The following is a 12656-nucleotide window of genomic DNA, read 5'->3' as shown; positions in this document are numbered from 1 at the left end:
TCAGAGCTCCTCGACGATGCGGGTGGAGTACCGCCGGAAGATGAGGCGGCCGACAAGCAGCATCCCGACGCCCCAGGCGACGCAGGCAAGACTCACACCCAAGGAGGGCACTGCGAAGTCGTAGAGGCATGAGCGGAATGCCTCGAGGAAGGTCTCCGCAGGGTTGAGGCGGAAGAGCATGGTGATGGGGATCGGCCTGCCGTTGAATGCCCATCCCCTGTCGAAGAGCTGGTTCTGCACCTGGTCCAGCATGGACAGGGAGAAGACGACTCCTGAGGCGTACATCCACACCTGGTTGAAGATCTGCCACAGGTGGCTGATGTCGCGGAAGTAGACGGTCGCGATGGCCAGCACCATCCCCAGCCCGGTGGCGAACATGGCCGTGAGCACGGTGACGACGAGCAGCACGGGCAGCATGAGCAGCACCCTAGCCCCTCCGGCGATGAGTGAGATCCCCACGAGGACGACCAGCTCGAAGAGGAAGTCGACGACAAGAGCACCCACCGCCGAGTACACGAGCACCTGCCGGGGGAAGTAGACCTTCGTGAGCAGCCCGGCGTTGCTCACCAAGGCGTTCATGCCGTTGATGACACCCGCGGACAGGAAGTTCCAGCAGATGACGCCGATCCCGATCCACAGCGCGAAGGAGTCGATACCGGAGTACCGTCCTGGCTCAACGCTGCCGCGGAAGATGACGCCGAAGATGAGGGCGAAGACGGCGACGGTCGCGAGCGGGTTGATGAAGGACCACAGACGTCCCAGGGCGGTGCCTTTGAACTCCGAGGACACCGAGCGCTGAGTCAGTCTGAGGGTGAGGTCGAGGACGCGGCGGGGGCTCTCCTCCGCGTCGAAGCGCCTACCTAGCAGCATCACGACTCCGTTCCCTCGTCTGATCAACCTGGTGGACACGTGCCGCAGGACGCCACCACTGCCCTTCAAAGGCGTGGGTGGTCAGGGCGACGACCCGGGACGTCACCCTGTCGAGAGCGACGGCAAGGCCGAGGGTGAGGACGCACACCGCGCCGAACATGGCGACCAGTTGGACGGGAGCGTAACTGCCGTAGTCCAGTCCGGAGTAGAAGAACAGCTTGTAGATGATGACGTGGTGCACGAGGAACACCGGGTAGGAGTACTTCGCCACGAGTGCGACCGCCTCGCGCACAGGGCCGATCTCCACCCACGGGGCGATGGCCACGAGGATGAGGAAGCAGGCGATGCCGACCAGGGTCGTGGCCAGGTCCTCAGGAATCTGTGTCGGCAGCAGCCCGGTGACCACGAGCACGGCGGCGGCCACGGGCACGACGAGTGCCGGAACGCGCTTGATGTAGCGGATGAAGTAGATGCCGAAGGCGAGCTCGGGCAGGCGGACGGTCAGCACCACCGAGGACGGGAACACCATCTGCCCGTCGCGCAGGAGCCACAGACTCACCGCGTAGAGGGTGAGGACCCCAGCGGCCGTCGCCTTGGGGAAGCGCTCAATGAGCCGCAGCAGAACCGGGAAGATGACGTAGAAGAGGATGATGAAACCGAGGAACCACTCGCCCAGGAGATAAGCCGTGCGGACGCCGAAGTTCGCGACGAGGCCATCGATCCCCAGGACGGTCCAGATGACCGACCGCGCGGGTGCCGCGTTGAGCGGGCTTCCGTTCATGTCGATGAAGAAGTACAGGGTTCCCAGGACCCATGCGGTCCAGAACATCGGGTAGATGCCCTTGAACCGCTTCCAGTAGAACGTCTTGAGGCTGAAGTCCCCCTGGTACACCACGGACAGGGAGGCGCCCGAGACGATGAGGAAGAGGGACACGCCGACGGCACCGACGTAGACGCCGAAGGGCTGGTTGGTCAGCAGGTAGCGTCCATCGGTGAGGAACGGGTTGTTGAAGTGCGTGAGGACGATGAGCGCCGTGGCGAGAGCACGGACGAGATCGAGGGAGAAGATGCGGCGTCGACGTACCGGTGTGGTGCGGACCGCGGCAGGCTGACTCATCGGACCATCCTTCGCGCGAGTCGGACGGAGCGCCAGGCCAGGCGCGCAGCGGGCCTGATGACACTGGGGACCGCTTCAACGATCTTCGCCTTGATGGCCTGGCGCATAGTCCCGGCGCTGCGCGCGGTGCGGACCATCTCGCGCTCACGGTCGGCCTTCCAGTGCGCAGCCATCGCGGTGGTGAGCTCACGGGTGTAGAAGCTGAGATTCGTCAGCTCGATGCGGGCGAACCGGTCCGAGTAGAGCCAGCCACTGAAATAGCCGGCGTCCTGGGCGACGTAGCAGTAGGCGCGCTCGATGGCGTGGGAGATTGTGCCGTCCTCGGCGAGGGGCTCGGGTGGGAAGTCCTCCCAGTCCCAGCCAAAGTCAAGCATCTTGCGCACGGCGGCGGGACGGAACCAGAAGGTGGAGCCGAGGGGGGCGATGACCTCCCTCTCCCCCGACACCGGGACCTGGGCACCGACCTCCCTCAGGAGCCGCTGCGTACGTTCCAGGTTGGGCCCCCAGGCGTAGGAGTAGATCGGAAAGTAGTCCGCATGGTTGGGCGGGGCGGGGGTAAGCAGTCCGAGCCGGGGCTCACGCTCGAAGGTCGCGATGACGTTGGTGACGAAGTCCTTGGTCGGCAGGACGTTCTCATAGCACTTGAGGGCAAAGCCCTCCCCTACGGTGCCCGGCTGGATCTGGGTGACCTTCTTGTCGTGGATAAAGCACACGAGGTCGTAGCCGACGACGAGGTCTCGTGCGCCGACGAGGAGCGCGGCGACGTCACGGCCGCGGTTCTCGACGATCCGGACGATGACCTTGCGGTCGAGGCTGGCGGTGGCCTCCTCAACGTAGCGCTTCTTGTCCGCCGAGCCGACGGTGATGATGAGGTCGGCGTCCGCAGGCATGGAGGCGGCGTAGCCGAGGAGCTGGTCGAGCAGCTCCATGTAGTGCACGTGCATGACCAGGGCGATCCGCTCAGCCGCGACGGGCTCGACCTCAACGGAGTGCGTGGGCAGCACGTAGGTGAGCTGGAGGTTCCTCACGAGATCCGCGAGCTCAACCGTGCGCAGGAGGTTCTCCCAGATGAGGTCGGTGTCGTAGCCCGTCTCGTCGCGCAGGTACTCGTAGAGGTCGAGGGCGGCGTTGCCGACCGTCTGGGCGAGGACATCTTCGTAGTCGTGGAAGAAGGAACGCCGTTTGAAGATCGGGCAGCGCTTGTCCGCGATGAGCCGCTTGGGGCTGAAGATGATGGGCTGGCAGGTGATCCCCTCAAGGTCCTCGGTATCGACGTAAGCCCCGGAGACGAAGCCGAGGTCATCGAAACGCTTGGTGAAGGCGATCTCGTGGTACCCGACAGAGGTGGCGTAGTCGTCGATCTCCGGCATCTGGTCCCAGTAGGCCTGGAACGCCTCGCTGGTCACGAGGGAGCGTCGATAGACGTGGAAGTGCGACTGGAGATGACGCGGGATGTATCCATATGAGCTGGCGCCGTAGTTGCTGTCCCGGTTCTCGTGGAACCAGGTCGGCCCCCAGAAGTCGAGATCCCGCCGGGCCATGTCGTCGAACATCTCGGCGAAGGGGTAGACCGGCCCCATGATCGTCGAGTTGAGCAGGACGATCTCGTCGTACTCAGCCAGGCGGTCCCACCCATAGGAGTCCATGGCGGTCTTGTAGGCCCACACGTCCAGCCCAGTGTTCTCCCTGACGATGACGTGAGGGGTGAGGCCCTTGAGGCGGACATGGCTCTTGGCGGTCAGGTGACCGTTGACGACGACGACGAGCTCGTTGAGGTTGTCGAGCAGGTCCTCGAGCAGCACCTCGACGTACCTGTCTACGACGCCGTCGGCGTCGTAGAAGAAGAAGATGCCGAGTCGCGTCGGCGAGTCACCGAGGATCATGAGGCAGGTCCCTTCGCGCTCGCCCGGCGAGCGTCAGACAGTGCAGTTGCGTGGGCGCCCGGTCAGTGGGCGTCGGCCTCGAGGACGGCGCGCACCTTCGTGGGGTCGCCCCACACACCTGGGGAGTCGTACGGACGGTCCGGGAAGGCCCCGTACTCGAGAGAGATGTCAAGACCATTGTCACGGATGTAGGCCTCGACACGCTCAGCCAGGGTCATCGGCGTTCCGGTGCACGCGTTGATGACCCCGGTGACGCTCGTCTGATCAACGATCGCGGCGATTTGCGCGGACAGGCCGTCAACGGAGATGAAGTCGTACTTGTTCTGGCCGGTGGTGAAGGGGAAGGTCCTCTTGCCTTCCTCAGCGGCGGCGAGGAGCTTGGAGAAGACCGAGCTGCCGAACTTGTCGTCACCGACGATGTAGTAGGCGCGGATCCACTGCAGGACGGCGCCGTGCTGCCTCGCCGACAACGTGGCCAGCTCGCGCAGCGCGTTCTTGGCGATGCCGTACAGGGAGGCGGGAGCACAGGGGGTGTCCTCCGTGATGGGACCCTCCCAGTATCCGACCTCGTGCATCGTGCCCATGACGGCGAGCTGCTCCAGGCCCCCCGCGTAGAGGTTCTCAATGAGGTGGTGGTGCTTGGCAAGGTCGTCGATGTGGGCGGGCGAGTTGTGCTTGAAACCGTCTCGCCATGCCATGTGAATGACGACGTCGGGCCGGCCCATCTGGTCGTAGATGTCCTCATCACCGCTGAACAGGTCGAGCTGGAGCCTGCCGGCGCGCTCGTCAACCCCGTCAAGACGCAGATCGACAGCCGTGACGTCGAGGCCACGATCAAGAAGGGCGCGCACGACGTGCCGCCCGATGTAGCCACCAGCACCAGTGACGAGAACCGTCTTACCCATATCCCGGGATCGTAGCAGCCACGATCAACGACCGCGGCCAAGGGCTGCGCCCAGGCGGCCGACGCCGACCCCTAGGGCACGGTAGACGGGCTTGAGACGGTCCGCGAGACCAGGTGCACGTTGCTCAAGGTCCCTGCGGAGGACCGCGCTGAGCGAGGCGCGGGGCCCTGAGCGGGCGGCGAGGTAGGGCACCTGCTCGAAGGGGGAGGCGGGCAGCAGGGCGGCGAGCTCCTGGTAACGGTGCTCGAGCAGGCCGTAGGCACGCGAGTCCGCGGGGCCCAGCACCTGACGGCAGTGCATGCCGGTGCTGAGGCAGGCGGGAGCGACGAGGGCCTCGACCACCTCGCCCGTGAGGGTGTCGTTCTCGCTCCCGCCCAGCTCCTCGGCGAGGGAGGCCAGGGGCGCGAGGGCACTGGGGCGCAGAAGGAAGGAGCGCCCGCGAGGGGCGAGCGGCGTGTGGGCATCAAGCGGGACGCGGACGCCCGCGCGCTCGGCGAGCGCACGAGCCCTCGGCTCACCACCTGCCCAGCCGTGCCCGTGTGCGCACGAGCCGACCACGGGCAGCACAGGCAGGAGGAGACCGAGCGAGGCATGGGCCTCGAAGACGGCTGCCGCCTGGGCCAGGCGGGCGGCGCTGCCGGCAACGGCGTCGTCGTCGGGCCTGCGCACAGCCTCGCCGACGGCGAGGCACAGGAGCAGCCCGTGGTGCTCCAGGAGGTCTGGGGCATCGAGGAGGAGGGAGGCGAGCGCGCCGAGCCGCGGGCTGGAGGCGTCCACCACCTGTGTACGAGCAGCGACACCGGGTGCCGCGAGAAGCGCCCGGTCAAGAGCGGCACGGGCCGGTCCTGGGACACAGGCGATGACGGCACGCTCAACGTCAGCCAGGGCGTCCAGGCGGCATACGGCGCGAGCGGCCTCGTCGGCGCGGGTGACGAGCACGTGAGCGGCAACCGGGTCGGCAGCACATGGACACGACACCGCAGCGTCGGGCAGCGTCTGCGTGAGGCCGGCATTGACCACGAGCGTGCGTGGCGGGCTCGTCCGCACGAGCCCGCCGAGGAGGGTGTCCTCGGGGTACCCGGCGCCGACGGCGTCCGCAAGGACGTCCGCGGGGGCCAGTCCCCGGTGGTCGAGGTAGAGCGGGTCGTGGAAGAACAGCCGCCGTTTGAGGGCCGGGCACCCGTCAGCCAGGAGGGAGGCGGCGTCGTCGAGCGAGGGGTTGGCGCCCCGGTACCGCTCGAGGGGGAAGACGGCGAAGGAGGAGTGTCCCAGGGCGTTGAAGTGCCCGGTGAAGCGCGACTCGTGGTGGGAGACGGAGTCGTTGTAGGTCTCGACCGCAGGCATCGTCTCCCAGTACTCGCGGAAGGCGGGGTCTGACAGGAGCCTCGGCCTCACCACGAGGAAGTGGGACTGCAGGTGCCGGGGCATGACCTTCCTGGGCAGGAAGGGGTGTGGACGCAGCTCCGCGTGCTCGCTCAGTCCCCAGAAGGAGGCCTCAGGCCGGGTGGCGGCTGCCTCGAGGACGGGTTGCCAGGGGGCCACTGGCGCGAAGAACGTGTTGTTGGCCAGCACCAGGCCGTCGAGGGAGGCGACCGTCTCCCACCCGAGACGGCGAAGCCCGGCGTGGTACCCGCCGACGTCAAGTCCCTGGTTCTCGCGCACGAGGACGTCGTCGGCGACACCGTTGAGCCTGTCCCGGGCCTCGTCGGACAGGGGACCGTTGACGACGACGAGCACGCGCTCGACGAAGGACCGGATGGATCCGATGGCGAGGAGAACATAGTCCTCGACGCGCCCAGCCGGGTCGTGGTGGAGGTAGATCAGCGTGCGCGTGCCGGCCATGACGCCCTTCGGTGCTCGTCGGCTGCGACGGTGGTCCGCCGCGCGGTAGGGATGAGGATATCCCCGGCACGACGGTTGCCGAGGGACGCCCAACGGCGGCCGTCCAGGCCGTCACCGCTCGGTTGCGGACGCACCCGGGTCACCTGCCAGGGCACGGCACGGAGCACGCGAGGACCGGCGCGCCCACTGCCTGGTCAGCCCAGCGACTGCATGAGCGAGGCCAGGGCGAGGCCGTAACCCCTCGACGCTGCCCAGCCGGTCCCAGCAGGGTTCTCCTGGATGCCCAGGTGCTCGACGTAGGGCGCCGAGCCCTTGCGCACGTAGCCGAAGCGCGGGTCGACAACGGGGTGTGCGAGGCTTGCCGTGGTCACGGAGGGGTCCGCGTAGGCGCGCAGGTGCTGCACCTGGGCTCGCAGGCCGGTGCGCACGTCGGGGAAACTCAGTCCCCGGTTGCCGTTGCCCGTGGCTCCCAGCCCACCGAAGTTGAACTGGCTGATGCTCACGTCACCGCCGAACTGGAGCCAGGCGGTCTCGGTCATGACCTGGGCGAAGAGCAGCTCGGGGCTCACTCCCTCCGCGGTGGCCTCGTCGTAGACGAGCGTGGCGAAGGCCCACAGGGTGCCGGCACCTCCTGCACTGAGCGCCTGGCTCGGGAAGCGGTGGCCGGTGGCCTGGTAGGCGGTGACCATCCTGTGGAGGACCGTCCCCCGCGAAGCGCTGGGGGCCGCCATGACCGGGGTGAGGGTCGTGTACCCCTGCCAGGCGCCGCTGGCGGAGAACAGGTTCCAGGTGCCGTCGATCTGCCGCGCCCCGGTGACCATCGCGCCGCTGGAGTCGAGGTAGTACCAGACGCCGCCCACCTGCTGCCAGCCGGTGCGCATCGCACCGCTGGAGTCGAGGTAGTACCAGGAGCCGCCCTGCTGGAGCCAGCCGGTGACCATCGCCCCCGAGGCCGACAGGTAGTACCAGGAGCCGCCCTGCTGGAGCCAGCCGGTGACCATCGCCCCCGAGGCCGACAGGTAGTACCAGGAGCCGCCCTGCTGGAGCCAGCCGGTGACCATCGCCCCCGAGGCCGACAGGTAGTACCAGGAGCCGCCCTGCTGGAGCCAGCCGGTGACCATCGCCCCCGAGGCCGACAGGTAGTACCAGGAGCCGCCCTGCTGGAGCCAGCCGGTGACCATCGCCCCCGAGGCCGACAGGTAGTACCAGGAGCCGCCCTGCTGGAGCCAGCCGGTGACCATCGCGCCGGAGCTGCTCAGGTAGTACCAGCTGCCATCGACCGGCTGCCAGCCGGTGCGCATGAGACCGTCGGCACCCAGGTAGTACCAGGCGCCGTCCACCCGTTGCCAACCGGTCAGCGCCTTGCCCGCCTCGATAAGCTTCCAGCTGGAGCCGGAGCGCTGCCAGGTCCGCGTCAAGGCGCTGGAGCCGTTCGTGACCTGCGTCTGCGCGATCGCACGGATCGTGCCCATGAGGGAGTAACCGACGTCGCCCGGGCAGGTCGTGTAGCCGACGTCGCGGTGGGCGAGGACTCGTGGCAGGGTGACAACCTGTCCCGCCCGGTACTTCTCGGTCGCCTTGATGGTGAAAGGCGCGGAGGCGGTCGCATCTGCGACCCCAGCGCGGGCGAGGAACCAGCCAGCGATCTTGCCGACCGACTGCAACTGGGCCTCGGAAGGACTGACGGAGGTGTACGTGCCCATCATGGAGATGCCCATGGTGCCGGTGTTGGCGCCGTAGGCGTGTCCCGCCACGACCATCGTGCCGGGGGCGGAGCTGAGCGTGCCGTAGCGTCCCTCGTAGACGTTGCCGTACTTGTCAACGAGGAAGTTGTAGCCAATGTCCCCCCAGTCCCGGGTCCTGGCGTGGTAGTAGTAGATGCCCCGCACGATGCCGGGGGCCTGGGCCTCGGTGTAGTCGTTGGTCCCTGCGGTGTGGTGGACGACGACGTGGCTTGCGGCGGCATATTCAGGGTCCCAGTCGAGGTAGGCAGGGTTGGCGCCCCACTCGGCGCGGGTGGTGACGGCAACGGGAAGGCCGTTGGCGGTGGTGGCCGCGGCCAGGAGCGCGGGCAGCGAGGGGCTCACACCCGTTCCGGCCGAGGTTCCCGCCGGGACGGCGCTGCGGTGGGGGACGGTCACGGAGGGCGAGGTGTCCACCGGAGCCGCGCCTTCCGGCTGCACGGGCTCGGCGGCCGGAGAGGGCACGCCCGAGGCCTGGGCCTGCTCCTCGGCGACACCGGTCCTCTCGGCGTCAACGACCGTCATCTCCTCACGCTGAAGGACCTCCTCCCCCGCCGGCTCGCCCGGCACCAGGGACAGGGCGAGGTCGGCCGGCAGGCCGGAGGGACCGGCGATGACAGCCACCTGGATGGCGTCGGCACCACCGGTGACGAACTCGTCGGTGCCCGAGACCGCAGTCGCGGGGTCGCGGTCGTCACGCCCGGCGTCGGAGGGCTCATTGAGGTACCAGTCGGTCCACACGCCGTTCTCACGCACCCGCAGGTAGATCTGCGTGCCCTCAGGCAGGGTCGCGGCACCGGTCCAGGTGAACCCCGCGACGAGGAATCCGGCAACCTCGAGCGGCTCGGTGAGCAGGGTGGCGTCAGCCTCGGGATCGATGGTGCCGGCGAGCACAGCGAGGGCGTCGGCCAGGGCGACGTCGAGGCCGGGGACGACGCCGGTTCCGCCGCTCGTGCCTGCCGGGGCACGCGAGTCCCCTTGTGCCTGCTCGTCGAGGCCGGCCTCGGCGAGCTCGGTGGCCTGGCCGGAGGCTGTCGTGAGCTCGATGACCTGGACCGGGCCGGCAGAGGCGGCCTCAGCCTGGACGGCCGTCATCCGGCTTGAGGCTCCTGCCGCCAAGGCCGGGCCACTGACAAACGACGCGGGTACCAGGCCCACGGCCATGAGGCAGACGGCTGCGATGAGGCGGAGGACTCGGGATGACGGCATGGGCGTCCTTCCAGTGGGGTCCGGAAACACGTCACGCGTGACACGTGGTACTACTGTGACGAATGGGGTCTAAGTGGCAGGATAGACCTGCTGCGCCCTCGTCGGAAACCCCTGTCCGCACCACATGCCGCGCGGCACCGCACCGCTTCCACTGTGGAGACCGCGCGGCAGCGGCGAGGATGGCAGTCCCCTCCCTGCTGAGGCCTACGCCCTCTGTGGCATCATGACGATCGAGACCACCGGCGCTCTGCGCGCCAGAACCCAACTCACGGAGCCTGTCCATGCACGTCCTCATCACCGGCGGCGCCGGCTTCATTGGCGCCAACTTCGTCCACCAGACCCTCAACCGCTACCCGGACGCTCAGGTGACCGTGCTCGACAAGCTCACCTACGCCGGCAACCGGGCCTCCCTGGCCGATATCGCCGACCGCGTCACGCTCGTCGTCGGAGACGTTGCGGACATGGACGTGGTGGACCCGCTCGTGAAGGACGCGGACGTCGTCGTCCACTTCGCGGCCGAGTCCCACAACGACAACTCCCTGCTGGACCCCTCCCCCTTCATCCAGACCAACCTCGTGGGCACCTTCACCCTCCTCGAGGCCGTGCGCCGTCACAAGGTCCGTTACCACCACATCTCCACGGACGAGGTCTACGGCGACCTCAAGCTCGACGACCCCGCCAAGTTCACGCCGACGACGCCCTACAACCCGTCCTCCCCCTACTCCTCCTCGAAGGCTGGCTCAGACCTGCTCGTGCGCGCCTGGGTGCGTTCCTTCGGCGTCGAGGCGACGATCTCCAACTGCTCGAACAACTACGGCCCTTACCAGCACATCGAGAAGTTCATCCCCCGCCAGGTCACCAACCTCATTGACGGGGTCAAGCCGCGCCTGTACGGCGCCGGCGAGAACGTGCGCGACTGGATCCACGTCCTGGACCACAACGATGCCGTGTGGGACATCATCGACAAGGGCCGGATCGGTGAGACCTACCTCATCGGTGCCGACGGTGAGAAGAGCAACAAGGAGGTCGTCGAGCTCATCCTCGAGCTCATGGGCCACGACAAGGACGACTACGTCCACGTCAACGACCGCCCCGGCCACGACATGCGCTACGCCATCGACAACACCAGGCTCGTCGAGGAGCTGGGCTGGAGCCCCCGTTTCACCGACTTCCGTTCCGGCCTGCAGGCCACCATCGACTGGTACCGCGAGAACGAGGCCTGGTGGCGCCCGCTCAAGGCCGAGGTCGAGGCCAAGTACGCCGCCCAGGGTCAGTGAGCTGACCCAGCCCCACACTGTCACGTTGGCCCGGCCCCGGCACCCGCGGGGCCGGGCCTCGCTCGTGCCGGCCGAGGACCGGGCTGTCGCGCCGCCGCACTGGGCTGCCATCGCCATGGCTAGTCTGGGTCTATGACCCTGCCTGACCGCCGGAGGCGTGCAGCCGCGCTGCTCGCCGTGCTAGCCCTGGCCTTGCCCACCACGGCGGCGGCCGCCGATGAGACGGCGCCAGCCCCGAGCACCTCCGCCACGGCGACGGCAGACGCCGAGGCCTCCACACCCGATGACACCGAGCCTGACAGCACCTCAGCCGCCCCGGCCCTCGCGGTGGCACCTCCCGCTGGCGCGAGCGCACCGGACCCGTTGGACGGCGAGGACCTCAGCGGGGCTGGCGCTTGGCAGCACGACTCCAGGGGATGGTGGTACCGCCTGACTGACGGCGCGTACCCGGCCTCCGCGTGGGCGCGGATCAACGGCAACGTCTACCGCTTCGACTCCGTCGGCTACATGCGCACCGGCTGGGTCCAGGAGGACGGCTCCTGGTACTACCTCCAACCCTCCACCGGCGCACGAGCCCACGGCTGGACCGCCGTCGCAGGAACCTGGTACTACCTCACCGCCGACCACGGACGCATGACCACCGGCTGGCTCCAGGACGGCACCTCCTGGTACTACCTCCAGCCCACAGGCGCGATGGCCACCGGCTGGCTCCAACAAGACGGCTCCTGGTACTACCTCCAACCCTCCACCGGCGCACGAGCCCACGGCTGGACCGCCGTCGCAGGAACCTGGTACTACCTCACCGCCGACCACGGACGCATGACCACCGGCTGGCTCCAGGACGGCACCTCCTGGTACTACCTCCAGCCCACAGGCGCGATGGCCACCGGCTGGCTCCAACAAGACGGCTTCTGGTACTACCTCCAACCCTCCACCGGCGCACGAGCCCACGGCTGGGTCAAGGACGGCACCTCCTGGTACTACCTGGACTCCTCCGGGGTCATGGTCTCTGGCCAGCAGATCATCAACGGCAAGACGGAGCGGTTCTCAGCCAGCGGGGTCTGGTACGGCTACAGTGCCCCCGAGGGCTATCTCCAGCCCACGGACCGCATCACCTCACCCGGATGGTCCACCAATGACCTCACCTGGGGCATGAACGGGGTCAAGGTGCGTATCGTCCAGCAAAGGCTCGGGATCTGGAGCTCGGGCACCCTCGCCTCGGTCGACGGCACTTTCCAAACCGCGGTCCGCAACTTCCAGGCGCGTGCAGGGCTTCCCCGCACCGGCGTGGTGGACAGGACAACCTGGGACGCCATGGGCACCGGTTACTCGTGGTGGGTGGACCAGTACCAGGCAACACCCGTCTCGCTGAGCGCGACCCGATCCGAGCGCATCGAAGCCATGATCGGCTACGCCTGGAACCAGATCGGCTCGAGCTACACCTGGGGCGGCGCCGGATCGTACTCACTGGGATTCGATTGCTCCGGCCTGGTCCTGCAGTCGCTGTACGCCGCTGGCATGGACCCTCAGCCCATCGACGTCATCAAGCACGCCTGGCCCGCCTACCGGACCTCACAGGAGCTCTACGCCTACTCCGGCTTCCAGCACGTCCCCTTCAACCAGCGCCAGCGCGGCGACCTCATCTTCTACACGACCCACGGCGTCGTCACCCACGTAGGCATCTACATCGGCGACGACCGCGTCATCCACACCGACTGGATGGGAAACCCCGCACGTGTGGGCCATGTGACAGCGGGCTACTCCTGGGCCACGATCGCTCCCACTGTGGTGCGTCCCTTCCCGTGACCTGC

Annotated in this window: 8 protein-coding genes; 2 read left to right on the top strand and 6 right to left on the bottom strand. The window is 67.8% G+C overall.

Features of this window, described 5'->3' with window-relative positions; translation table 11 throughout:
* The 6 genes from ACSJJR_RS01735 to ACSJJR_RS01710 all read right to left on the bottom strand — a co-directional run bounded on the left by ACSJJR_RS01735 (position 1) and on the right by ACSJJR_RS01710 (position 9454).
* A complete protein-coding gene (locus tag ACSJJR_RS01735) occupies positions 1–870 on the bottom strand; it encodes an ABC transporter permease (RefSeq protein ID WP_435941801.1) in 870 nt (289 codons plus the stop codon).
* Positions 857–1987 carry an acyltransferase family protein gene (locus ACSJJR_RS01730; protein WP_435941800.1) on the bottom strand — a complete coding sequence of 377 codons (1131 nt, stop codon included), beginning with the start codon at positions 1985–1987 and terminating at the stop codon, positions 857–859. Before ACSJJR_RS01730 ends, ACSJJR_RS01735 begins: the two co-directional genes overlap by 14 nt.
* Entirely contained in the window at positions 1984–3870 is a 1887-nt protein-coding gene (locus ACSJJR_RS01725) for a rhamnan synthesis F family protein (RefSeq protein ID WP_435941799.1), read from the bottom strand. The genes ACSJJR_RS01730 and ACSJJR_RS01725 overlap by 4 nt, the downstream gene beginning before the upstream one ends.
* 62 nt (positions 3871–3932) lie before the next feature.
* Positions 3933–4775 carry an NAD-dependent epimerase/dehydratase family protein gene (locus ACSJJR_RS01720; protein ID WP_435941798.1) on the bottom strand — a complete coding sequence of 281 codons (843 nt, stop codon included), beginning with the start codon at positions 4773–4775 and terminating at the stop codon, positions 3933–3935.
* Positions 4776–4799: 24 nt separating this feature from the next.
* Positions 4800–6617: a rhamnan synthesis F family protein gene (locus ACSJJR_RS01715; protein WP_435941797.1), complete on the bottom strand. Its 1818-nt coding sequence runs from the start codon at positions 6615–6617 to the stop codon at positions 4800–4802.
* 194 nt (positions 6618–6811) lie between these two features.
* Positions 6812–9454, bottom strand: coding sequence for an N-acetylmuramoyl-L-alanine amidase (locus tag ACSJJR_RS01710; RefSeq protein ID WP_435941796.1), 2643 nt, complete (start codon positions 9452–9454; stop codon positions 6812–6814).
* A gap of 395 nt (positions 9455–9849) precedes the next feature.
* Between ACSJJR_RS01710 and rfbB the strand changes: the two genes are divergently transcribed.
* Positions 9850–10845, top strand: coding sequence for a dTDP-glucose 4,6-dehydratase (gene rfbB / locus ACSJJR_RS01705; protein WP_435941795.1), 996 nt, complete (start codon positions 9850–9852; stop codon positions 10843–10845).
* A 132-nt stretch (positions 10846–10977) separates the two neighbouring features.
* Positions 10978–12651 (top strand): NlpC/P60 family protein, encoded by a 1674-nt coding sequence (locus ACSJJR_RS01700; RefSeq protein ID WP_435941794.1) that lies wholly within the window; start codon positions 10978–10980, stop codon positions 12649–12651.
* The last annotated feature ends 5 nt before the right edge of the window (positions 12652–12656 follow it).

The sequence above is a fragment of the Actinomyces sp. W5033 genome (assembly GCF_051303165.1).
This window is presented reverse-complemented; position numbering and strand designations above follow the sequence as displayed.